Source organism: Halochromatium glycolicum (assembly GCF_016584085.1).
Classification (GTDB): domain Bacteria; phylum Pseudomonadota; class Gammaproteobacteria; order Chromatiales; family Chromatiaceae; genus Lamprobacter; species Lamprobacter glycolicus.
The window spans coordinates 1-23,798 of sequence record NZ_NRSJ01000017.1; the positions used below are offsets into that span (position 1 = coordinate 1).

19 protein-coding genes and 2 pseudogenes are annotated in these 23,798 nt (G+C 64.8%); 10 read left to right on the plus strand and 11 right to left on the minus strand.

Annotation, left to right across the window (positions count from 1 at the left end; all coding sequences use genetic code 11):
• Positions 1 to 339: 339 nt before the first annotated feature.
• Positions 340 to 1,530 (plus strand): annotated as a pseudogene (locus CKO40_RS25340) (diguanylate cyclase domain-containing protein); the annotation flags it as partial.
• A gap of 1,288 nt (positions 1,531 to 2,818) precedes the next feature.
• On the opposite strand, the gene CKO40_RS10595 reads toward CKO40_RS25340, so the two are convergent.
• Positions 2,819 to 4,168, minus strand: a complete 1,350-nt coding sequence (locus CKO40_RS10595; protein ID WP_200346181.1) for a KGGVGR-motif variant AAA ATPase — start codon at positions 4,166 to 4,168, stop codon at positions 2,819 to 2,821.
• A gap of 2 nt (positions 4,169 to 4,170) precedes the next feature.
• Positions 4,171 to 4,491: a hypothetical protein gene (locus CKO40_RS10600; protein WP_200346182.1), complete on the minus strand. Its 321-nt coding sequence runs from the start codon at positions 4,489 to 4,491 to the stop codon at positions 4,171 to 4,173.
• Between the two features lie 574 nt (positions 4,492 to 5,065).
• Here CKO40_RS10600 and CKO40_RS10605 point away from each other — a divergent pair.
• The gene (locus CKO40_RS10605) at positions 5,066 to 8,035 is read left to right on the plus strand and encodes an AMP-binding protein (protein ID WP_200346183.1); all 2,970 of its coding nucleotides are present in this window, start codon (positions 5,066 to 5,068) and stop codon (positions 8,033 to 8,035) included.
• Between the two features lie 221 nt (positions 8,036 to 8,256).
• On the opposite strand, the gene CKO40_RS10610 is transcribed toward CKO40_RS10605, so the two are convergent.
• Together CKO40_RS10610 and CKO40_RS25345 are read right to left on the minus strand one after the other, a co-directional pair.
• Entirely contained in the window at positions 8,257 to 8,919 is a 663-nt protein-coding gene (locus CKO40_RS10610; protein ID WP_242476963.1) for a phosphoribosyltransferase, read from the minus strand.
• A 424-nt stretch (positions 8,920 to 9,343) separates the two neighbouring features.
• Positions 9,344 to 9,424, minus strand: a pseudogene (locus CKO40_RS25345) (hypothetical protein); the annotation flags it as partial.
• 562 nt (positions 9,425 to 9,986) lie between these two features.
• Between CKO40_RS25345 and CKO40_RS10615 the strand changes: the two are divergent.
• From CKO40_RS10615 to dinB, 8 genes are all read left to right on the plus strand, one after another.
• Complete coding sequence (locus CKO40_RS10615; protein ID WP_200346185.1) at positions 9,987 to 10,475, plus strand: BON domain-containing protein; 489 nt, start codon at positions 9,987 to 9,989, stop codon at positions 10,473 to 10,475.
• A 61-nt stretch (positions 10,476 to 10,536) separates the two neighbouring features.
• Entirely contained in the window at positions 10,537 to 11,274 is a 738-nt protein-coding gene (locus CKO40_RS10620; protein ID WP_200346186.1) for a DUF72 domain-containing protein, read from the plus strand.
• A 183-nt stretch (positions 11,275 to 11,457) separates the two neighbouring features.
• Positions 11,458 to 11,853 (plus strand): hypothetical protein, encoded by a 396-nt coding sequence (locus CKO40_RS10625; RefSeq protein ID WP_200346187.1) that lies wholly within the window; start codon positions 11,458 to 11,460, stop codon positions 11,851 to 11,853.
• Between the two features lie 23 nt (positions 11,854 to 11,876).
• Entirely contained in the window at positions 11,877 to 13,040 is a 1,164-nt protein-coding gene (locus CKO40_RS10630) for an endonuclease (protein ID WP_242476964.1), read from the plus strand.
• Between the two features lie 251 nt (positions 13,041 to 13,291).
• Positions 13,292 to 13,639, plus strand: a complete 348-nt coding sequence (locus CKO40_RS10635; protein WP_200346188.1) for a hypothetical protein — start codon at positions 13,292 to 13,294, stop codon at positions 13,637 to 13,639.
• 400 nt (positions 13,640 to 14,039) lie between these two features.
• Positions 14,040 to 14,948: an alpha/beta hydrolase gene (locus CKO40_RS10640; RefSeq protein ID WP_200346189.1), complete on the plus strand. Its 909-nt coding sequence runs from the start codon at positions 14,040 to 14,042 to the stop codon at positions 14,946 to 14,948.
• Complete coding sequence (locus tag CKO40_RS10645; RefSeq protein ID WP_200346190.1) at positions 14,941 to 15,324, plus strand: hypothetical protein; 384 nt, start codon at positions 14,941 to 14,943, stop codon at positions 15,322 to 15,324. The genes CKO40_RS10640 and CKO40_RS10645 overlap by 8 nt, the downstream gene beginning before the upstream one ends.
• A gap of 43 nt (positions 15,325 to 15,367) precedes the next feature.
• The gene (gene dinB, locus CKO40_RS10650; protein WP_200346191.1) at positions 15,368 to 16,633 is read left to right on the plus strand and encodes a DNA polymerase IV; all 1,266 of its coding nucleotides are present in this window, start codon (positions 15,368 to 15,370) and stop codon (positions 16,631 to 16,633) included.
• Positions 16,634 to 16,681: 48 nt separating this feature from the next.
• Here the strand turns inward: dinB and CKO40_RS10655 are convergent, their stop codons facing one another.
• The 7 genes from CKO40_RS10655 to CKO40_RS10685 form a co-directional block, all read right to left on the minus strand.
• Complete coding sequence (locus CKO40_RS10655; RefSeq protein WP_200346192.1) at positions 16,682 to 17,686, minus strand: aldo/keto reductase; 1,005 nt, start codon at positions 17,684 to 17,686, stop codon at positions 16,682 to 16,684.
• Between the two features lie 313 nt (positions 17,687 to 17,999).
• On the minus strand, positions 18,000 to 18,290 hold the full coding sequence (locus tag CKO40_RS10660) for a hypothetical protein (RefSeq protein ID WP_200346193.1): 291 nt from the start codon (positions 18,288 to 18,290) through the stop codon (positions 18,000 to 18,002).
• Positions 18,291 to 18,482: 192 nt separating this feature from the next.
• Positions 18,483 to 19,487 (minus strand): TIGR00266 family protein, encoded by a 1,005-nt coding sequence (locus CKO40_RS10665; protein WP_200346194.1) that lies wholly within the window; start codon positions 19,485 to 19,487, stop codon positions 18,483 to 18,485.
• Positions 19,488 to 19,674: 187 nt separating this feature from the next.
• Positions 19,675 to 19,902, minus strand: a complete 228-nt coding sequence (locus CKO40_RS10670; protein ID WP_200346195.1) for an RND transporter — start codon at positions 19,900 to 19,902, stop codon at positions 19,675 to 19,677.
• Positions 19,903 to 20,180: 278 nt separating this feature from the next.
• Positions 20,181 to 21,176 carry a GTP 3',8-cyclase MoaA gene (moaA, locus tag CKO40_RS10675; protein ID WP_200346250.1) on the minus strand — a complete coding sequence of 332 codons (996 nt, stop codon included), beginning with the start codon at positions 21,174 to 21,176 and terminating at the stop codon, positions 20,181 to 20,183.
• A gap of 248 nt (positions 21,177 to 21,424) precedes the next feature.
• Entirely contained in the window at positions 21,425 to 22,357 is a 933-nt protein-coding gene (locus CKO40_RS10680; RefSeq protein ID WP_200346196.1) for a sensor histidine kinase, read from the minus strand.
• Positions 22,329 to 23,750 carry a sigma-54-dependent transcriptional regulator gene (locus CKO40_RS10685; RefSeq protein WP_200346197.1) on the minus strand — a complete coding sequence of 474 codons (1,422 nt, stop codon included), beginning with the start codon at positions 23,748 to 23,750 and terminating at the stop codon, positions 22,329 to 22,331. The genes CKO40_RS10680 and CKO40_RS10685 overlap by 29 nt, the downstream gene beginning before the upstream one ends.
• Positions 23,751 to 23,798: the final 48 nt, after the last annotated feature.

Consider the following 23,798-nt stretch of genomic DNA (forward strand, 5'->3'; position numbering starts at 1 on the left):
CTCGGTTCCGGTGGATGGCCAGTCCTTTCCGGTTCGGGACTTTCACCCGGCGGGTCACAATAAGAGGTTTCCGATCACTCAAATCATTTCGCGATCATCCCCCTCTTCCAGGCTTTGCCTGGCGCAAGGAAAAGCTCGTACCGAATGGCGCAGGATGTTCGTTTGCCTTCGAGGAGCATCGCCGGGAGCATAGCCGGGCTATGTGACCGGCGGCGCGACGAAGAAGGCGAGCGAAAAGACCAGCAAGGCGGTATGAGCTTTGACAGAAATCGCTTAAGGCTGAGGCACTGCGCGCACTCGCCGAGTACCAGGATCTGTTCGACGTGCAGAACCTGGCCGGTGAGCCGCAGCCACCCGAGACCTGGCCGCTCGCACGCGCCTACCGAGGCGAGGTCTTTGTCCAGCACGAGCTGAAGGTCCACCGGCGCGATACCGGCCAGAGCTTCATCGGCAGCTACAGTGGCGCGGCGGTTCGCGATGCCGACGGTCGCTTGCGGCTCGGCATCATCACGATCCGGGACATTACCGAGCAAAAGCGCGCCGAGGACCAGATCCGTCAGCTCGCCTTCTACGATCCCCTCACCGGCCTGGCCAATCGGCGCCTGCTCGAGGAGCGCCTGGCGGTGGCCTTGGCTCAGGCCAAGCGCCAAGGCTCCCGCCTCGCGGTGCTTGTGCTCGACCTCGATCACTTCAAGGAGATCAACGACGCGCTCGGCCATGCCGTCGGCGACGCCCTGCTGGTCGAGGTAGCGCGGCGGATGCGCAGCACTGTGCGCCTCCGACACCGTCGCCCGTCCTGGCGGCGATGAGTTCATGCTGGTGCTGCCCGGCGTGGAGGCCGACGGTGCGGCCCATTTGGCGGAGAAGCTGGTTGCGCGTCTGGTTGAACCAATGCGACTCGCGGCGCAGACGCTGAGTATCAGCTGCAGCCTCGGCATCAGCCTCTTTCCCGCAGACGGTGACGGCGCCAGCGAGCTGATCGCACACGCCGACACCGCGATGTATCAGGCCAAGCAGGACGGGCGCAATCGCTATCAGTTCTTCACCGAGGCAATGCAGCGCGAAGCGCTGCGGACGATGACCCTGGAACATCAGCTACGACAGGCGCTGGCGGGCGGTGAGCTTTGTCTGCGCTATCAGCCGCAGATCGAACTCGCCAGCGGTCGACCGCTCGGGCTCGAGGCCCTGCTGCGCTGGTCTCATCCCAGTCGCGGTCTGCTCGACGCGGGGGCATTCGTGCCGTTGGCCGAAAACAGCGGCCTGATCCAGGATCTCGGCGTCTGGGTGCTGCGAGCGCTGACCATTTCCCTACGGGATAGGCCGCACGCCACCGCGACGGCCAATGGCCGCCGGCACCCGAAACAGGTCGGGAATATCAATCCTCTCGTCATCGATACGACGGATCACGCCGATGCGCTGCAGTTCCTGAATGAGCGTCTTCTCGGGAACCTCCGACGATGCAAACGCCAACGCGTGCGGCGGCAGATAGAAGCGCTCGTCATCAATTTCCCCATTTCCTTGAGCGTCCGGTGACAAGGTCGTGAGCCGGTCACGCTCGATCGCCTGGAGCGTACCGGCCTCCTGCCAGCGCTGCTCGATCTCTTCGCTCCGGCAGGGCACGGTCTGCCCATTCAACGGGGCCAGTACTGTGCCAATCCAGGGATAGTCCTCGCGAAGCTCCTGAACGCGTACCGCTGAGGCGCTCTGCACGCCGCGCTTGATGCCTTCCCAATGCAGCACTTCCGCATGCCCCTCCGCCCGGGTCTCACGCTGCGCATCGCGCACTGCGATCAGGAAGCTCCTCGGGCTGACCTGCCCCTTGGCGTCGGCCAGGTGGTTCGGCACCCAGGTATAGGTCCGCCCTCGCCGCCGGTTGGTGCCCATGTAGCGGGTCGCCATATCGTGCAGCAGTGCCTGCTGCAGGTCTTCGTCCTGGCGAAGCTTCGTTGGAATCGGATAGACCTGCTCTCCATCCGCTTCGGTTGGCTTGAAAGACAACCGATGCTTTGCGTGGAGCCAATCACGATAGCGCTTAGCTTCCTCGCCGTGATTGCATAGCCAATGCCACAGCAAGCCAAAAAGATCGGTACGGCGCCATTCCAGAACCACCCGGCCGTGGTGCAGCTTCGATGAATCCGGAAACTGCCAGATGGCCCGATCTTCCCACAGGTCCGGGCGCAGGAAGACCTTCGCCTGGATACCCGGCTGCCCCTTCAGGTCCAGGCACAGCTGAAGGAGCCCTCGGGCCAGCTTACGGATGGTCTTCCAGTCCGACCCCGTGCGGTCAATCGCATCGAAGACTACGAGATGGCGTTTCCCTTCGGCTGCCAGACGGCTCGAGATCCGGTTCAGGAGTTGTTCTTCCTGCTCCGGGTTATCCGCGACCAAGGCCACAGCATCGTCCCAGGTCTCGACAGGTAGCTCCTCTGCGTACCGGGCCGCCAGCTGGCGCAGCACCACCGCACGCCAGATATCCTCGGGAGCAAACCGAGCCTGCAAACGTTGCAGGACGCGGCGGGATGGATGATCCTCGTTGCGCGTGGACACCGAGAAGCCCCAGCTCGTCTGCACCCGATCCAGATGCAGCCTTGGCAACTGGGCGTGGATCAACGCCCGAGAGACGGGGCTATTGAGCGCCGCGCTCCAGAAGCTCTTGCCGGTTCCGCGGTCGCCGACGACGAGCGAGCTGTCCGGATCAAGCGCGCGTTCATGACCGAGCACGACATAGAGCTCGCTCGGATTCGGTTCCGCCGTGCTGACCGCCATGGTCTCCGGCAGCTCATCAAGGGATTGCCGGACCTGAGCCGTTGGAAAACCGTCAGCCGCCATCCAATGCTCCTGGTGCATCATCACCCAGTACACGCTCACCCAGCGCGGCCATGAATGGGCCGAAAGTGCTTGAGATCGCGGCTTCGGCGGCCTCGTTCAGATCCTCCAACGGATTGAACTGCTCGAAGACCGGATTCTGTAGAATCACCAGCGGGTCATGCGGCGCCGCATCGTCCGTTTCGGCAAAGTTGAACACATCAGGACCGTCTTCCGGCCGCTGCTCGTCATAGAGCTGTTCCAGCCACAACGAATAGGCCTTGGATCGGAAGCTCTCTAGCGCTACCTTTGTCTTCGCTGCCTTGGCATAGACCATCTTCAGCCGTAACCGCCAATCATCGTCGCCACTGGCTGGAACGATATGGGCCATCTGCGCCAGTTGCGCCAACAGGTAGCGATAGCCCTCCCAGACCGTCGGCTGATCCGTTGCAAACAACAGCACATCCGCATCCAGGTGCAGAATCGCCGCCGCGGCGGTTTCGTGCAGCCCGGCGCGACTATCGATCAGCACGACGTCCGGCTCCAGCGCCTGCTCGAGCCGCTGCAGCAACCGTCGCACCCGCGCGGCAAAACCCTCGCCCTCACCGCGATCGGATTCGAGATAGGCGCGGGCAAGCTTCGCAATGAACCCACCAGGCTGTTGCATTGACCGCGTGCCGGTTGCCGGGGTCACGTAGAGATAGCCGTCCTCGACCAATGGCGAGCGTGCGACCAGCTCGGGCTCGACGAGCATCGCTTCGGCCACCGGACTGGCGACCAGATCCTCCGCGAGCCAGTCCACGACGCCGAACGCAGGCCGGTCGCCGGGCGGCAGCAACTGTGCCCCGAGGCCCGGCGCCTCGAGGTCCAGGTCCAGCAGCAGGACTCGCTTGCCCTCTGCCGCGAGCTCGCGGCCCCAAAGGAGCAAGGCGGTGCTGCGCCCAACACCGCCTTTCAGACTGAAGAACGAGACCCGCGGCGGGTGTGTGGTCGATCGCGGCCCATCCACCCCTGGAGCCTGCGTCCAGTCTTTGCCGACCACGCGCCGCTCAATCAGCTTCACCAGCGTACCGTCGATGGCCTCGACCACGAAAGGCTCCTCGAGGAGCGCTGATCCGGAAAGCGTCTCCGAGAAGCGCATCAGCCCAACATCCAAGCCCGGACTGTAAGCACCAAGGGCATCCGCCAAGGCCGCACGTGCGTCAAGGATCGCGGATTGATCGGTCGCATCCGGCAGCACGACATGGACCCGGCCGTTCATGTCGCGAATGAATCGCAGATCGGCGAAGCCAGCATCCGGAAAGGCCCGCCTGAGTTGCGCAACCGCGCGCGGCAATGCATCATCGAAGGAGCAAGGTGGCATGATCAGACCCCGAGGTTGGCCGCGATCAAGGTGCGTCGGCAATGGTCCCAATGCAGCCTGCAGCGGTCTTCTGAGAATGCAGCGTCCGGCCAATAGCGGCTTTCGATCTTCCAGCCGTCCATGTAGTCGGTCTTGTTCAGTAATTGCTGAATGCCGACATCTTGCCTGCGGCATAAGGTTTTCCGCGCGTGATCGCGCAGCTCGGGCAGATGCGCCTGGCGGACCTCCACCACGCCTGTATGGTCCTGGAGCAGCACCTTCAGCGCGCACTCGGCACCCAGACCGAAAAGATGCGTGGCGTTGGCGAAACGAGCAGCCCGCAACAGCAGCTGACCATCCGAGAAGCAGCGCTTTGCCGCGGCTACGTAATCATCTCTCAGCACTGTCAAGCCTGCGTGCTCTCTGTCATTCGCTCTGCCAAACTGCTTGCCGGTCGCAGCTGTGCCGTCTGCTCCGGGCAGCTTCCCATCAGGCGCTCGCGCGGTGGATCGGGGTCAAGTGTGCCACAGCGACTCCTATGCGTCAGAGAAAGGGCCAACTTCGCTCAACGGTGTCCCCAGCGTTAGCGCTGGTCGCGATGTCCGGGGTGCAGCTGCAGGCGGGGCTCCAGGTGGTTTGCACCGGGTGGATTTGCACCGGGTGGATTTGCACCGGGTGGATTTGCACCGGGCGCTCGGGGAAAGCCCCCGTCTCCTAGTTGCGCTCCGCCGCCTTGTCTTCGGCGGCGGAGCCCGTCCCCAGACATGGCGGACCGGGAAGCCGCTCCTGCGGGCGCCTTGCCGGCCTCACGACCATGCTGGTGGCGCTGTTCTTGCTTATCGCACTCGCTATCCATTCGTGCTCTAGGCGCACGCTCGCCAAGGGCAACCTGTCGCGAACAGGCGGAGGCTGGTCGACGTGAGGCGTAAGATTCAAACCCTCGAAGAGCTTGTCCCGTCACTGCGGGCGCGCGCCGACAGGGTTGCGCTGATCGCGCTCGAGCACAAGCAGCGCCAGGACTGGCGCGCCGCGCCCCTGGCCGAGCAGGCGCTGCGCCTGGCCGCCGCGCTGCGTGGCGAGGGGCTCGCGCCCGGCGCGCGGGTGCTGCTGTACGCCCCGAACTCGCCGCACTGGATCATCGCCTGCCTGGCGATCATCGGCGCACGCGGCGTCCCGGTCCCGGTCGACAACCAAATCGGCGAGCGCGATCTTGCCCATATCGCCGAGAACAGCGGTGCGCGCTGGGCCTTCACCACCAAGCGGCTGGCCAAGACCCTGCAGCAGTCCGCCGCGACGCCGCCGCAGATCCTCGTGCTCGATGGCGATGCGGATGATGACAGGGATGGCGCTGATAGCGGCGATAACGACGCGGCTGCCGCCGCGGCCGACGGCGAGACCACCAGCGCCCAGTCGCTCACCAGACTGCTGCAGCAAGCGCCCGCCGCACCGCCCGAGCAGGACGCGCCGCCGGACCCTGAAGCCGAGGCCGTGCTCTTCTATACCTCGGGCACCTCGGGCGCGCCCAAGGGTGTCCCCTTAAGCCACCGCAATCTGTTGTCCAACCTCGAGGCGATCCTGAGCCAGGGCATCGTGGACGACAACGACCGGCTGCTGCTGCCGCTGCCGCTGCATCACGTCTATCCGTTCTCGCTCGGCCTGCTCGCCCCCCTCGTCCTCGGGATTCCGATCGTTCTTCCCTACTCGCTGACGGGACCGCAGCTGACGCGGGCGCTCAAGGAGGGCGAGGCGACCGTGATCCTGGGGATTCCGCGGCTGTACTCGGCACTCCTTGGGGCAATCCGTCGACGCGTCGCCGCGGGCGGGAGGCTTGTGACAGCGGTGTTCGACGGCCTGCTGAACGCCTCGGTCGCGCTGCGTCGCCACACCGGCCATGGCCTCGGCGGTCGACTGTTTGCCCCGCTGCGCCGCCAGGCCGCGCCGCAGCTGCGCTTGCTCGTCTCCGGCGGGGCCGCGCTGGAGGCCGACATCGCCTGGCGGCTCGACGCGCTCGGCTGGCAGATCGCAACCGGCTATGGGCTCACCGAGACCTCACCGATCCTGACCTTCCTCGCCCCGCCCGAGCGGCGTTTCGACAGCGCCGGCCGGGCGCTGCCCGGGGTCGAGCTGCGTATCCGGCCACAGCAATCCAGCGGTGACGCGGATAGAGGCGGCCCTGCCACCGGCGGCGTCGCAACGCCGAGCCCCAGCCCGGCATTGAGCCAGTCGTCGGGTCAGGCATCGAGTCAGGCATCGGATCACGCATCGAGTCAGGCATCGAGCCAAAGACAGACAAGCGACCAGGCACCGAGCGACACGCCCGATCAGCCAGCCGATCAGGCGTCCGATCAGTCACCGGGCCAAGGCGAGATCCAGGCCAAGGGACCGAATCTCTTCGGCGGTTACCTCGGTCTCCCGGAGAAGAACGCCGAGGTCTTCACCGACGATGGCTGGCTGCGCACCGGCGATCTCGGCCAGCTCGATGCGCAGGGCTGGCTGCAGATCAGTGGGCGCGCCTCGGCGCGGATTGTGCTTGCCGGCGGCGAGAACATCGACCCGGAGCGCATCGAGGCCCGCCTCGAGCGCAGCCCCTCGGTCCGCGAGGCAGGCGTGCTCGGCCATGAAGGCCGGCTGGCGGCGGTGGTGGTGCCGGAGGCCGAGGCCGCTCGCGATCGGGAGCAAGCGCAGCTGCGGCAGCAGATTGGCGACGAGATCGCCGCCGTGTCGCGCGCGCTGGCGAGCACGCAGCAGATCGACAGCCTCCGGCTCGACGCCTCGCCGCTGCCGCGCACCCGTCTCGGCAAGCTGCGCCGGCAGCGTCTCGCGGAGCGGTTCGAGGCCCTGTCCGAAGGTGCCGAGTCGGCCCCCGAGCCTGGGCTGGCGCCGATCGACGACCTCGCCCCAGAGGATCGTCAGCTCCTCGAGGACGCCACCGCCAACCGGGTCTGGAGCTGGCTCGGCGCGCGCTTCCCGGACCGCCGCATCACGCCGGAGAGCGACCTGAACCTGGACCTTGGCGTCGATTCATTGGAATGGGTGGACCTGACCCTGGATCTGCAGCAGCAAGTCGGCCTCGCGCTCGAAGAGGAGGCCATCGGTCGGATCGAGCGCGTGCGCGATCTGCTGCAGGAGGCGGTCGAGGCCGAGCAGACCGCCACCACCGGTGCGAATCTGATCGAACGGCTCCAGGACCCAACAGCGCAGCTTGACGAGGCCGAGCTGCAGCGCCTGTCCCCGCCGCCGGCGCCCTTGCGTGGGTTTGCCGCTCTGCTGCATGCCGTGGTGGGCTGGACCCTGCGCGGGCCGTTGCGGTTGCAGGCCGAGGGCGTCGAGCAGATCCCGACCTCGGGCCCCTGCCTGCTCACGCCCAACCACCTCAGTGCGGTCGATCCGGGCGCGCTCCTTGCCGTACTCGCTGGCCCAAGGCGCCGCACGACCTGCTGGGGCGGCGCCAGCGCGCTCCTCTTCAAACGGCCGTGGATGCGTCTGCTGAGCCGCAGCTTGCGCGTGCTGCCGGTCGATCCCAGCGCAAACCCGCTGACCAGTCTCGTGCTCGGCGCCGCCGCGCTCGAGCGGGACTGCATGCTGATCTGGTTCCCCGAGGGCCGGCGCTCACCGGATGGTCAGCTGCAGCCATTCCGCTCCGGCATCGGTTCATTGGCGCTCGCGCAGGATGTGCCGATCCTCCCGGTGCACATCCAGGGGACCCGGGAGGCGCTGCCGCCCGGCTCCTTGCGATTGCGGCTCCGGCCGGTCGCGCTGCGCGTCGGGGCGCCGGTCCGCGCCGAGACGCTCATGGAGGAAGGCCAGGGGGATAATGATGCGGAGCGGATCGCCAATGCGCTGCAGGCACGAGTCCGCGCGCTCGGCGCCAACTTCGGCGACGCCTAGCGAACGGTCATTAGAGCGATCGATACCAATCGGCTGCCGCTCCGCAGCCGCGAGCAGCTCGGCCAAGGCCTGCGGCGCTTGCGCGCCACCGCCGATCAGCTCGGCACCGCGCCGCCGGAAGCGACGCTCCAGAGCGCTGACGGCGCCGTCTCCGGCCCGACTGCGCTATGAGAGGGATGAGCAGGCATTTCATCGCGGATGCGATGCGGGGGTAGCGTTGCTCAGCCCGCGCTCGGGTTGCGCTGCCATGCCTCTTGGAGCAGCGCTCGCACCTCGTCGTCGGTGGTCTGGGTGAAGACCTCGTACCAGGCCCCGACCCCCATGAACGGCTCCGGCGTTGCGAGCTCGACCACGCGGTCGGCCTGCTCGGCGACCAGACCGACGGCCTCGGTCGAGGCCACCGGCACGGCGACCACGAGCTCGGCCGGTCCCTGGGCCGCTGCCGCGCGCGCGGCGACCCGCATTGTCGCCCCGGTCGCCAAACCGTCATCGACCAGGATCACGCAGCGTCCGGCCAGCTCCGGTGGCTTACGCGTGCCGCGGTAGGTGGTCTCGCGGCGCTCGAGCTCGTGCTGCTCGGATTCGGCCACGCGGTCGATGGTCTCCTGCGAGATCGACAAGGCGCGCACGACATCGGCGTTGAGCACCTGGGCACCGCCGCTGGCGATGGCGCCCATCGCCAGCTCCGGCTGGGTCGGGACACCGAGCTTGCGCACCAGCATCAGGTCGAGCGGCGCCTCCAAGGCGCGCGCCACCTCGGCGGCGACAGGCACGCCGCCGCGCGGCAGCGCCAGCACGAGGAGATCCATGCGTCCACGATAATCCATGAGGGCCTCGCCCAGTAGGCGTCCGGCCTCGGTACGGTTGGCAAAGGGAAGCGGCATCGCGGTCATCATCCGATTGTCTATTGGTTGATTCCAATGGCAATGCAAACCGCGCACCAAGACGGGCTTGGCCGATCCTCGCGTTGGGAGCGGAGCGGGCGCATCGGCGCGCGTCACGGAACCGCTCAGCTTCCAGCGTGACCGTGAAACAACGGCTGCGAGTGTTACATTCGCCGCGGTGGCGCGCCGCCATGATCGTGAGGGACCAGCGTCAGGGTCCAGCGATGGCCGCCTCGATCTCCGGTACCGCGACCGGCTTGACGAGATGGCGGTCGATACCGGCGAGGCGCGGTGAGCTTGCGCCAAGCGATCCGGGAGACATCGGACAGATCGTCGAGCAGACGCTTGATCTGCGCCGACTGCGTCGAGATGGCCTGCAGGCAGCGCCCGGCATGGGGGCTTGCAGATCCAGCGAATGCAGGACCTCGCTGCAGGTCATGATGGCCGCGAGCGGATTGCGCAGCTCGTGACCCAAGGTGACCAGGAACTCATCGCGTTGGGCGATGTGCTCGGCGCGCTCCTTAGGATCAGTGGCTCATTGCTCAAATCACCGCGACCCCCGATGAGTCTGGCGGAAAATACCAGTCCATCCAATTGAAGTCAGCAGGAATACGCGGACGGGCGGCTATTAGACAGCTCGGTTGGTCGATTTGAGCCACTTGCGGTGTTTTTGCGCCGGTTGGCCGTTGTCGCTGCGGCCTTTGTGCGTTGCTCGCGCGACTGTGGACCAAGCGAGCGCGCCGAATCCAGGAAGGCCGCCGGGACGCAACGGCGCGAGCGCTGTGCTCGCGGCGTCGGATAAGGAGCCCATCCGGTGCGAGAACCAGCGGCCGCATCGGCGCGATTGGTCCTCGGTTTGCTTTTCGGTCGGGCAGCCCATCGCCGCCTGAAGCGTCGGCACCGTCCCTCGAGTTCGGAACGAGCGGCGATCACAGCAGTGAGTCCCGGCGTCGCTTCGCACGAACGATCATGGCGGCGCGCCACCCCGGCGCCACCCCGGCGCCACCCCGGCGAATGAAACGCTCACAGCTGTTGTTTGACGGTAACAGCCTTTGCAAGAGGTCAGCATGCCTTGGATGCACCAGAACAGCTTTCACTGGATCATCGGTCCCGCTCCGAAGGCGCTATTGGCGTTCCGACTATTGGCGGTCCTGTTGGTGTGCTCGCTCGCTCCAACGGTTCAAGCGCAGTCGCCCGACGACGAGTCCATTGCGACCGGCGTGCGTCAGGCACTCGCAAACCACCCTGCGCTGAATGACGAGCAGATCACAGTGGTCGTACGCGACGGCATCGTCGAGCTCTCCGGTTATGTCGACAGTCGTTATGAACGCGCTGTCGCAGATACCGTCACGGTCGCCGTCGAGGGGGTGCGCGCGGTCGACAATCTGCTCGAGCAGCGCGAGATGCCGGAGCCTGTCGGCGTCGATGCAGAGGCCGAGCCCGAGCCCGAGCCCGAGGCCGGTGAGGTGAATCAGAATCCGATCGCAGTGCCGGAACCAGGGGCCGGTTATGCCCCCGCCGGCGACCGTCCCAGGCCCCAGCCGAGCCTGCGCTGAGCCAATCAGCCTGCTCCGCCAAGTGCACGGATAACAAGGGTCCAGCGCGAAAGAGCAGTTGATGGCAACGCACCGCATCGGCACCTCAGGCTGGTCTTATGACCACTGGAGCGGACCCGTCTACGCGCCGGATCGGCCGAGCTCAGACCGGCTGCTCGAGTACGCCCGCCTCTTCAACGGCACCGAGATCAACAACAGCTTCTATCATCTGCCAAGCGTGGACACGCTGACCGCCTGGCGCGACAAGGTACCGGACGACTTCTGCTTTGCGGTCAAGGCGAGCCGCTATATCACCCACATGAAGAAGCTCAAGGACCCGCCGCAAGGTCTCGATGAGCTGCTCGAGCGGGTCAGCGTGCTGGGACCCAAGCGCGGTCCCCTGCTCTTTCAGCTCCCACCGAGGTGGCGATTCAATAGGGGCCGGCTCGAGCACTTTCTTGCCGCGCTTGAAGATGCCGGGCGCTGTGCCTTCGAGTTTCGCGATCACAGCTGGATCAACGATGAGGCCCTCGAGCTCCTCGAGCGCTTCAACACCGCCTTCTGCATCTATGACCTCGATGGGTATCAGACCCCGGAACACCTGACGGCCGACTTCATCTATCTACGGCTGCACGGCCCCGATGGTCCCTACCGCGGCCGGTACGACGATCAGGCGCTCGAGCACTGGGCCGAGCGCCTGCGCGACTGGGACGCACGCGGCCTGGATACCTACTGCTGGTTCGACAATGACGAAGCAGGCTATGCCGTCGACAACGCCAAGACGTTGGCGGGGATGACCGGGCTCGGCTGTCAGCTCTAAGAAATCCACCAGCCCCATAGGCTGGACTGGCTTGAACGGCTCATAGATCGTTATGCTTCAACCCTCTTGCTCCCAAGAGGTCGCGTAGCTGATCAACATCGACCGCTGCACCGTCCTTCCATCAACCGGCTCGCTCCCGCAGTCTCCTTGTCAACGCCCTTATCAACCCCCCTTGATCAACATATGAACAGCCAGGCAGTGATCGCGATCGCAACAGTCCTTCTACTCGGCTGGCAGCCAAGCCAGGCCGCCGATCAACAGGGACGATTCAACGTGCTTGGGCTCGGCACGCACAGCTGTGGCGAGTTCGTAGAGGCCGCGAACCCGGATGAGGATGCATCACGGCCTTGGACCGATTACAACCTCTACACCGCTTATACGAGCGGGTACCTGACCGGTTACAACGAGTTCGTCGAAGGCACCCTCGACATCCGCGGTCAGAAGAAGATGCTCGAGATCATGGCGAAGATCCAAACGTTCTGTGCCGAGCATCCAGACCAGGATTTTCACGCCGGGCTCATTGAGGTTGTCGCCGAGTTGGAGCCCTATCGCAAACGTGGTCTCGATGGTGGCCTGTAGCGCGATCTCGTTATGCCTTGCTGATGACCCGCCGTACTGCTGGCCGCTCAGGCCGCGCCAAGACTCGTCGCCGTTCCTCTGCCTCGTCACCGCGTCGCCTCACCCGGCTGCTGCGCCGCAGCGCCGCCATGCTGCGCGGCCTGATCTTCACATTGGCGGCCATCACGCTGATCTCATTGGTGCCGGCCTCGACCACCGCTGAGTGGCCGGACAGTGCGCAGCAGGGCGTCGCGATCGCGCGCGAGGTGCAGACACGGATGACCGATCTCACGCACGCGGCCCTTAGGGCGGGCAGTGCGTGGCTGGCCGACACCGGGAACGACCTGCTCGCCGAGGCTGGAAGACAGGCCGCGGCCTGGATGGACCGGATTGCCGGAGTCGATCTGAGCGCCCTGGTCCCCGATCTCGGGCGGCTGCTGCCGGACCTCGATCTGCTGCTGGACGACCTGCTGGGCGACCTGCTGGGGGACTGGTGGCCACAGCCCAGCCTGCCCGCCGGCGGTGGCGATCTGCCCCGAGTCGCCGGCCGCTTCGACGTGGCCAAGGATCTCCTCTATGACCGCGTCTATCGCGGGCATCGGGTCACGGCCTACTGCGGCTGCCGCTACGACGGCCGCGGCCGCGTGGACCTGGGCGGCTGCGGTCTCGAACGCTACCGCAGCACAGAGCGGGCGCGGCGGGTCGAGGCCGAGCATGTCCTGCCAGCCGCCCAGCTCGGCCAATCCCTGCGCTGCTGGCGCCGGCCGGAGGCCGACCCTGCCTGCCGTGAAGATGATGGCGACCTGCTCTCCGGGCGCGATTGCTGCCTGCGCGTGGACGAGACCTTCGTCGTCGCCCACAACGATCTGCATAACCTGATCCCGGCCGTCGGGCTGATCAACGGCGATCGGCGCGACTATCGCTGGGGGCTCGCCCCGTTCGGGGAGCGCTATGGCCGCTGCCGCATCCGCATCGATTCGGGCCAGCGCACCGTGCAGCCGCCCGATGAGCTGCGGGGCGACATTGCCCGGATCATGCTCTATATGCGCGACACCTACGGCCTCCGGCTAGGCTACTTGGACGAACAGCTCTTCCGGAGCTGGAACAATCTCGATCCCCCGGACGCTTGGGAGATGAAGCGGCAGGAGCGCATCGCGCGGCTGCAGGGGATGGAGAACGGATACGTGGTCGAGTATCGGCAGCGATAGGCTGGGGCGGTGCCGGATCGCCTCGACCTGGCGCGGATCGATCATCCTCGATCGCCTCGTACAGCAGCTTGCCGTTGAAGCCGACGCGCGGGCAAGCAGGCCCGAGCCGAGGTTGGTGATCAGCAGCAAGGCCCGGAATCGCTCCGGTCGATTGTTGACCCTCTTGCTGCGCTGTACCATCGCGATGCTGCACAATCGATCGCCCATGCACTGGCTGGCCGCGACCCCCCGCCTGACGCCTCCGCAATCACATGAACAGAACCAAGCCGCCCTTCCTCCTGACCTTGCCGCTGCTGCTGGCAGGCTGTGTGACCACTGGCCAGCACGTGACCGACTGGGGTGAGATCACCCTCGCTCCTGGCGATACCGGCGTCTGCCATTCCAACCCCTGTCGCGTCTTCTTCGAGATGCCACCTGGGGAGGGAAACCAAGAGGGACGCTTCGCGCTACGCGGGACAGGCTTCCCAATCGGCGAGTACCCGGCCGGCAAGACGGCGATGATCGGCAGCTTCTTCGAGAGCAGCGTGATCGAGGTCGTCGGGGCCGATGTGCCGAAGACCTACCTCTACGTGCCGAATACCTCAGGTGAGGTGGAATGAGATCGAGCGCTCGCCCTTTTGCATCGATTGGCTGGCGCCGCTGGAATGGCGACTAACCGCTGTCTTCGCGCTAGGCATTGCCCTTCGCCTACTGGCCCTGCCGGCTGACGCGGAAGTGATCTCGAACAAGGACGTTCAGCCCATCGAGTCAACCCGCGCCCGATTCTAGCTGTTGCAGCAACTCGGGCGTTGGCCAGGCGTCGGCCGGAAGCCCATGCGCTGCTGCGCGCGACGCACGGCTGCCCGCGTCTTCTCGCCCAGGATGCCGCCGATGGCGCCGACAGCTTGACCAGGCGTTGTTGGAACAGAACAAACGCTCGCAGCCGATGGCTCAGGATACCGCCGGTCTCGCGTCAGCGAGTGCGGTTGCAGAAACCAGCTCGATCGCCGCCTTCAGCCTATGCTCATCAAGACCGCCCTGTTCATCGTCCAGGCCCTTCTCGGTCTCCTTATCATCGGACTGCTCCTCTGGTGGCTGCAGCCGCGGATGATCTTCTTTCCGCTCGCGCCGCTGCACGCGACGCCGGCCGATTGGGGTCTGGACTACGAGGATGTTCGGTTCGTCACCGAGGAGGGTGTCGGATTGCACGGCTGGCTGATCCGGGCACCGACCCGGGCACCGGCCAAGCGTTCGAGTCGGCCCAACACCGTTCAGCCCAACACTGTTCAGCCCAGCACCGTTCGACCCAGCACCGTGCTGTTGCTGCATGGTAACGCAGGAAACATCTCCCACCGTCGCGACTCGGTCACGATCTTGACCGACCTCGGGCTCGACGTGTTCATCATCGATTACCGAGGCTATGGGCAAAGCGAGGGGTCGCCTTCGGAACAGGGGTTGTACGCGGATGCAGCGGCAGCCTGGCGCTGGCTGACCGAAACACGCAATATCGAGCCGCAGCAGATCGTCGTCTTCGGGCGCTCGCTCGGGGGTGCAGTTGCCGTACAGCTCGCGGCCCAAACAGGGCCGGCCGCGCTGATCGTCGAATCCAGCTTCGATCGGCTCCAGAGCTTGGCCGATGTCCATTACCCACTGCTTGCGCGCGTGATCCCGCTGCGCTATCGCTTCCCGGCGGTCGAGCAGATCGCAGCTGTGCGCTGTCCGGTCCTGGTGCTGCACAGCCCGGACGACCGGATCGTGCCCTATGCCCTGGGACAGCGCCTGTACGAGGCCGCGCCAGAGCCTAAGCTGTTCGTCGAGCTCCGTGGCGGCCATAATGAGGGCTTCCTGCAATCGCAGCCCGCCTATCAGCAGTCCTTGGACGCCTTTCTGGATGGGCTTCCCGCAGCGCGCAGGCCACAGGATGATTGACACCGCCGTCAGCCTTCAACGATCGGTCTCGGCCTGGCATGGACCGTCGAACAGCCCAGCGTTTCGCGAAACCCTGATCGACGAACTGGAGATGCTGGGCCCCGATCACCCCGCGCTGCAGCCATTGCTGCAAGCCGGTTTGACCCAGACCAGCGCGGTTGCTGAGTCGCCCTTGACCTTCCACCTATTGAGCCATCGCGAGCAGGATGACCGCATCCTGGCGCATCTCGGGGTCTTCTATGCTGGGATCATCGCCGGCTGCAGCTGCGCTGATGATCCCTCGCCCGTCGACAGCCTCACCGAGCATTGCGAGCTCCGGCTCGAGATCAACGTCGCCACTGGCGAGGCGCGCCTGACCCTATTGGATTCGCCATGATCAAGCGGCTTGCCAACCGGCACTGGCCAGCAAGGAGCAGGTCGTGACCCGCCTGATCCTGCACCTCGATCTGGACGCCTTCTTTGCGGCGCTCGAGCAGCGTGATCATCCCGAGTGGCGCGGCCTGCCGCTGGTGGTCGGCGCAGCGCCGGGCGGGCGCGGGGTGGTCGCGACCTGTTCCTATGAGGCGCGCCGTTATGGCGTCCATTCCGCGATGCCGATCGGCGAGGCCGTCCGACGGCTGCCGCCGGAGACCGTCTATGTGCGCCCGCAGATGGCGCGCTATGCCGAGGCCTCGCGGCAGGTGATGACGGCGCTGGAGCGCCTATCCCCGGTGATCGAGCCCGTCTCGGTCGATGAGGCGTTTCTCGATGTCACCGGGCTCGAGCGTCTGATCGGACCGCCGGAGGCAATCGGCCGCCAGGCGAAGATGCTGGTCCAGGAGACCGTCGGGCTCACGGCCTCGGTGGGCATCGGACCGAACCGGCTGATCGCGAAGCTGGCCTCGGAGCGGGACAAGCCGGATGGGCTGACAGTGGTGCCTTCCGAGACGGTGCAGGCGTTCTTGGACCCGTTGCCGTTGACCGTGCTGCGCGGGCTGGGACGGCGTACGGCACCCAAGCTGCGGGCACTGGGGCTGGAAACGGTCGCCGATGTGCGCGCACTGTCGTTGGAGCACCTGCGTCGGCTGCTGGGCGCCCACCAGGGCACGCGAATCTATCAGCAGGCACGCGGCCTGGCCGAGGATCGGGTCGAGGTCGGCCGGTCGCGCCAATCGATCTCCAAAGAGACCACCTTTCCCGAGGATGTGACCGATCCAGCCCTGCTCCGTGAGACCCTGCGCTGGGCCGCGCAGGAGGTCGCCTATCTGGCCCGCCACGGCGGCTACCAAGGCACCGTGGTCACGCTTAAGATCCGGTTTCGCGGCTTCGAGACCCATACGCGCACCCAGACGCTGCGCATGCCGACGGCTGATGACCGGACCCTGTTCCGGACGGCCTGGGCGCTGCTCGAGGCTGGCCGCTGGGGTGCGCGGCCGGTGCGGCTGATCGGGCTCGGGCTGAGCGCCTGGGCGCAGGGCCTGGACGCCGCTGTTCAGCCCGACCTGTTCTCGGGGGCGAACCGGTCGGGCGCGGATTGGTCGGGCGCGAACTGTTCGGACGTGAACCGATCGGGCGCGACCTGTTCGGACGCGAACAGGGCGCCGGTCACCCCAACCGAAACGCGTCTGAACGAGACATTGGATGCGATCCGCGCGCGCTTTGGTCCGGGCGTGATCCAGCGCGGCGGACAACGACGTCGGCCCTAGCCTGCGCGCCCCTGCGCTGCACCCTCGCTAGCCAGCCCCTCTCACCGACTATCCGTCGTCTTTCCGAACCGGAGGCGCCATGAACTCGGGCCCCACCGGATCGTTGACCTGCTCGGCGATGATGGCGTCGATCGCGCTCATCGCGTCGGCGTCCAGCCCCCAGCCGTCGATGCTGTTCACCGGGTCGAGCTGATCGGGTCGCCGGGCGCCCCAAAGCGCAATGGTGTGACCCGGCTGGTCGAGCAACCAGCGCAGCGCCAACGCCATGACATCCTTGCCGTACCGGTCCCGGGCGAAGCGATCGAGTGCCTCCACGGCGGCGAGGTACTGGTCGAAGCGCGGGGGCTGAAACTTCGGGTCCGCCTGTCGCAGGTCGTCGCCTTCGAACTGACGGTCGCGGGACATCCTGCCGCTCAGCAGGCCCCGGCACAGCGCGCCATAGGTCAGGGTCGCGATGCCATGCTCCGCACAGTACGGCAGGACCTCATCGCCGAGGCCGCGCTCGAACAGGTTGTACGGCGGCTGATTCGCGTGCAGCGGCGCGGCTTCCCGGAACTGGTCCATCTGCTCGGCATTGAAATTGGAGACCCCGATCGCTCGGATCTTGCCGGCCTGGTAGAGATCATCCATCGCACGGGCGGTCTCGTCCATGGGCGTCTTCGGGTCCGGCCAGTGCACCTGGTAGAGATCGATCCGGTCCGTGTGCAGCCGCCGCAGCGAGTCCTCGACCTCGCGTTCGATGCGCGCGCGGGTCGCATCCCGCCATAGCCGTTCATGGTCATCGGACCAAGCAATCCCGCACTTGGTCGCCAGGACCACCTGATCGCGAAGCCCGTGCCGGGTCAGGGCCTCGCCGACGATCGTCTCGGACCGGCCCATGCCGTAGACGGCGGCGGTATCGATGAAGGTGATGCCGCGCTCGACGGCGCTGCGGATCGTCTCGATGGATGCTGCTTCATCGGTGCCGCCCCACATCCAGCCCCCGATGGCCCAGGTACCAAGCCCGATGCGGGAAACGGTGAGATCGGTGTCGGCAAGCGTCGCGTATTCCATTCTGTCCCCTACTCGGTTGAATCACTGATCGCGGCGCGGTTGCTGTGCAGCCGTGCCGGCTGAAATCCCGTGGTGGGAAGCAAGGCCGATGCCAACGCCTGCCATGCCATGCCGGGCCATGCCACGGCGGACAAGTGCTCCACGACGGCCAGTTCGGCATAACGCAGAAGCGGCGTTCTCCCCCAAGCCCCGGTTGTTTCGAACCAAGCAAGGGCGAAGGCCCGGTCTATGGCGGCACCGATGCGGGTCTAGCGGCCCATGCAGAACAGCGCTTCGGGACCGCACAACCCCTCGGGGGTGAAGACGAATAAGGCTAGTCCCCAACCCCCGGATCGGGCTCGAAGTAACAGACCAGCGTGACGGCCTGCTGAGTCAGCGCCTCGTACTCTTCCGCGAGTGACCGAGCGCTGTCGAAGAATTCCCGTTGAAACACTCTGATGGAGATGTCTTCCCAATCACCTTGAAAGAGACTCTCCGTCGCGGACTCGATCTGGAGCGCCTGCGTCCTTTTCCCGCCGACGAGGCCGAGCAATCCGCCGGCGGCAGTATCGACCGTCAGGTATTCACCGTTGAACCGACCGGCCGTGGCAAGGTGCCTCCGCATCAGCGAGCGGAATCGCTCTAGCCGGACGTATCGGGACCCGGGTGCTTCAGCCATCCCCTCGTGCACCGCCTGTCGTCACGCTCGGTCCTGTTCTGTACCGTTCCTGCAGCGGGTCTGCTGCAGCCTGGTGCGAGGTGGCCGCATCAAGCCCCAAGCGCACTGGTCTTCGAGATGCGACCCAGCGCCGCCTCATCAGAATCGGTTGTTGTCGCCGTTGAGCAGGTTGCCAAGGCCGCCGAGCACTGAACCTTCGCCCTGACTCCCACCACGCTGCGGTGCGGCGGCGAGCATGCGCCCGGCCATGCGCGAGAACGGCAAAGACTGCAGCCAGACGCGGCCGGGACCGGTCAGGACGGCGAAGAACACGCCTTCGCCACCGAATAGCGACGATTTGATGCCGCCGACCTGCTCCAGTTCGAAGCCGACCTGCTGCTCGAAGCCGACCACGCAGCCGGTATCGACGTGCAGTACCTCGCCAGGCTCGAGCACCTTCTCAGTCACGCAGCCGCCGGCATGGATGAAGACCAGGCCGTCGCCGTCCAGCCGCTGCATGATGAAGCCCTCCCCGCCGAACAGGCCGGTCAGGATCTTGCGCTGGAAGAAGATCCCCATCGCCACACCCTTGGCGCCGCACAGGAAGCTGTCCTTCTGGCAGATCAGGGTGCCACCGACATCGGTGAGCCTCACCGGGACGATGCTGCCGGGATAAGGCGCCCCGAACGCGACCCTCGCCTTGCCTTGTCCGGTGTGGGTAAAGACCGTCGTGAACAGGCTCTCGCCGGTCACCAGCCGCTTGCCGGCGCCGACGAGCTTGTCCAGCAGGCCGCCACCTTGACCGCTGTGGGAACCGTCGCCGAACACCGTTTCCAACTGGATGGCCGGATGCTTATACATCATCGCCCCGGCCTCGGCGACCGCGCTCTCACCCGGGTCCAGCTCGACCTCGACATACTGCATCTCATGGCCGAAGATCTCGTAGTCGACCTCGTCCGAGCGCGGTCCGCGGCCCGGCGGCGGTGGCGCGCTGGCGGGCATCGACGCTGATGGACCGGTCAGCTCGCTGACCTGGGGAAGCGGCACCCACTCCGCGAACCCTTCTCGCCAAGCGTAACCATTCGGGTCAGCGCTAGCGCGGGCGCGGGCCTGCTGCGGATCGAGCGGCCCGATCTGCTCACCGTTGTAGCTGAGGTACCACATGCGGCTCTCTCCTAGTCGGGTAACGTCAAACCAATGAGCCGACCGGGGCAGCTGTGCCGCCGGTGGCCAGGGTGAAGGCGGCATGGCGCGCAACGGACTCGCACGAGCACGCCAGGGGCTCATCCCTCGAAAAGGCCGTATCGTATCCTATCGGCTACGAGGTCAGCAGAGGCTAGCGTCGGGCCGCTCAGCGCACCTGTATCCAGGCCATGCGCCCGAGCTTAGCGAACAGCAGCAGCCAAGGAATCCCATGCAGTAGCAGATCGAAGATGTCGATCGGCCGCACCAGCGTGCCAGCCGCCAGCATCTTGAGCTTCTCCCAGACGTGGGGCTCAGGGACGAAGGGGGCGAGCCCAAGGGTCAACGCGATAATCAGAAGCAGGCCGAGCGGCAATCGGTCGAGCCAATCAAGCATGGCCGGGTCTCCTCAGGTCTCGGTGTCGTCGCCATGATAGCGTGCTGCGAGTCGCGCGTGCCGTCGGCTGTGTTGTGCAAGCCGTCGCGCACAACAATGAGCTCGCCGCGCTTGAGGATCGCCTATTCACGCTCAGTTTCCCTCCATAGAAAAAAGGCCCGATTCGATGAACGAATCAGGCCATAAACCTCCACCAAGGGGAGCGAGGACACCAAGAGGCGCAACGCACTGCGCAAGAGCCGCACATTGCGCCCGTCAATCAGGTTGAAGCCTGTCCATCAACCACCAGTCGCGTTCATGTGTCGGAAGATCACTGGCTTCGCTTCAAGATCGAAATCATGGCCGGCCGGTTTAAGATCCATTGCTGCCAAAATCACCTGTTTCACACGGTCATCATCCGTCGGGTTCGCGTGCAGTGCTCTGCGCAGGTCGACCGAGTGCTCTTGACCAAGACAAAGCAGAAGCCGTCCTTGTGGCGTCACCCGAACACGATTACAGTCTGAACAGAAATTATGACTATGCGGGGAAATGAAACCCACTCGTGTCGGTGTGCCCGCCACCCGCATATACCTCGATGGACCACCCGTTTTCTCGAGTGTTGGCAGTAGATCGAAATGGTTCTCCAGGTCAGCTCTTATCTCATCACTCGAGTAAAAGGCCTCCGCACGATCATGCTCACTGATGACGCCGAGCGGCATCTCTTCGATAAAGCTGATATCGATCCCTCGGTCGACCGCGAAGTGAACGAGATCGACAACCTCATCGTGGTTGCGATTCTTTAGGATCACGCTATTGAGTTTAATACCGTTGAAACCCGCTGTCTGGGCCGCGTCTAACCCATCAAGCGTGCGCTCGATTCGGCCAACCCGGGTGATCGCCCGAAAACGTTCAGGTCTGAGCGAGTCGAGACTAATATTGATACGCGTCACGCCAGCCTCTCGGAGGGCAGTCGCGTAGCGAGGGAGCTGGGTCGCGTTCGTCGTCAACGTCAGATCTTGTATGCCCGGAAGCGCACCGAGTCGCTCGAACAACGAGACAACGTTCGGTCGCACGAGCGGCTCACCACCTGTGACGCGGAGCTTGGTGACACCGAGCTCGCTAAACAGGCGCCCGACCCGGGCCACCTCTTCTAGGGTCAATAGCTGAGCCCGCGGAAGAAAGGTCATGTTCTCCGACATGCAATACACGCACCGGAGATCACAACGATCCGTAACCGATAGTCGGACATAGGTGATTCGACGACCAAAGCGGTCAGTGAGGCCGCCGCTCCCCACTGTGGCGCCGCCACCTCGGTTGCCGTTGCTAGGTAAATCATTGTGCTGCCGGCTCAAGAGCGACTCCCAGACTAAGAGGTTGCGCGATAAAAAACCTTAGAGCAATCTACATACCAAGCTAACTCGCCCTCCCAACCAATAGCCAATGTCCTGTCATTGTTGATCGCGCAGGTCCGATCGCGGGTTTTCAAGGCCCAGCAATCGGACAATAGAGCCCAGCCTGCGCCTCAGTGTTGGTGCAATTTGTCTCAATCTCGGTCGACCCCGCGCCCAGGCTGATCAGCGCCGTTGTGAGGCACCTCCCCGGACTCGGGCTCAGAATTAGAGAAGAGCATCTGCGAGAGCCAGCTCGATTGCTCGTTGAGCACAGGCTCAGCAAGCACCCAAATCTGAAACTCGGCTCCGCGCCGCGAGCTCGATCGAGGAGCCAGCGTCAGCGCACCTCCATACCGTCTGATCAGCGCTGTGCTAACAGACAGACCGAGCCCCGTACCGGTCCCAAGCTCCTTGGTGGTAAAGAACGGCTCGAAGATCTTGTTTGCCAGGTCGTCACCAATACCAGGACCATTGTCCGCAATAGAAATGATCAAGCCGCGTCCTGGCCAATCTCTAGAACGGATTTCGATACGGCCGTCCGAGGGGTCGACCGCATGCGAGGCATTGGCCACCAGATTCGCAATGATCTGCTGGAGATCCTGGCGGCCGATACGCACTTGCTGAACCGCGCGTAGGTCAAGTGCGATTTCAACTGCCCCTTCCTTCGACTGGTGGAGGACGCCAGCGATGGTGTCGCGGATGAGGCCATTCATCGCCGCTGCGTCTAATACACCCATGTCTCTAACCGGCCCGGCAATACGAAGCAGGTTATTGACAACCTTCTGGATGCGAACGATCTGCTGAACGATCGAGGCGACTTCCGATCGCACAGCCCAGGCGTCGGGGCCAAGCTCTTGGAGCGTCAGCTCGACGTAGCCGAGCATGATCGTCAACGGATTGTTGATCTCATGCGCGACACTCGCGATCAGCTCGCCGGCGGCGGCCAGTTTCTCTTCCTGTACCAGCTGTTTCTGGCGCATCTCGCGCAACAGCTCGAGCAGCTCCTGTGGCGAATGCTCGTCGGCCAGCTGATCGAGCCATTGGGCTGTTTGGTCGTCAGCCTGAGGCATCTGCTTCTTGGCCAAGTGACCACTCCTTGACCTTACGCTCGATCGTCTTTCGAGAAACGCCGAGGATGCGTGCGGCTTCAGATTTATTCCCTTGCGTTTCGCGCAGTGTCTGAAGGATGTGCGCCCGCTGCAGGGCCTCGAGTGTCGAGTCAGCGTGACCGGGAACCGTGCGGTCGGCTGCCTCATCACCCTGCGGTAGAAAATCCGCAACCGACTGACCGAATAACAGCGAGCGCTCGATCACATTACGAAGCTCGCGACAGTTTCCGGGCCAGTCATACGCTAAGAGGCAACGCCGGTCGCGCTCGGTCAGCACCGGCTTGGTCTGAGCGAGGTTACTTGAGAGCATCTCCAAGAAGTAGTCCGCCAAGAGCAAGATATCATGAGGCCTTTCACGCAAAGGCGGCACTCGGATATCAACGACATTCAGTCGGTAGAACAAATCCTTCCGAAAGCGCCCGGCCTCGACTTCAATAGCGAGATCGCGATTGGTTGCGGTAATGACACGGACGCTCGCATCGATCTCGTGGGTACCTCCGACAGGGCGATATCGTCGCTCTTCGAGAACCCGAAGCAGCTTCGCCTGCATGGCCAAGGGCATCTCGCCGACCTCATCCAGGAACAGCGTTCCGCCCTCGGCGTGCCCGAACAACCCGGTGCGTGCTTGGTGCGCACCAGTGAATGCTCCTTTGACGTGCCCAAAGAGCTCACTCTCGATCAGCTCTGCCGAGATGGCCCCGCAGTTGATGGGGACATAAGCACCGGTGCGTCCGCTGAGATCGTGCAGCGCACGGGCCACGACCTCCTTGCCGCTACCGGTCTCACCGGTGATGAGTACGGTTGTCGGTGTAGGCGCGATTCGACGAATCGCGTCCCAGACGCCTTGCATGGCTCCTCGTTCACTCATCATTCGCTGAGCTGCGGCCGCCCCCGCGTCATCTCCGCGCGTCGGTTGCGCGTTGATCGAGTCCTGTCGCCGCTCGACGACACGTTTGATGAGTGCCTGCAACTCATTAATTTGGAAAGGTTTCTTGAGAATCTTGTCGGCCTCGTTCTTGGCTAGCACGACCTCGCTGTGGAGATCCGGGAAACCCGTCATGAGAATCACGTCGATGGCATCGTTATGACGCACACGAAACTCACGAGCCAGCTCCCGGCCATCGAATGCGCCGGGGAGGCGAATATCGGCAATCAGCAGATCAAACTTTGAGCTTTGGGCTCGAGCGCGTGCCTCGTCCGCGCTGCCCGCGGTCTCAACGCGCGTGAATTGCGAGCCGAGCGCCCGTTTGAGGAACCGCCTCATCTCCGGTTCGTCATCGACAATCAGAAGCCCATTATTGTAGGTCGGGCATCGCTGTGGTTGGCCGAAAGCAACCTCGGCGCCCGCGCTAGCTGTAGAAGCATGCATCAGTGGTGTCCTCAGTGGTGTTCTCGTCTATCAATTTATTGTGCCAAG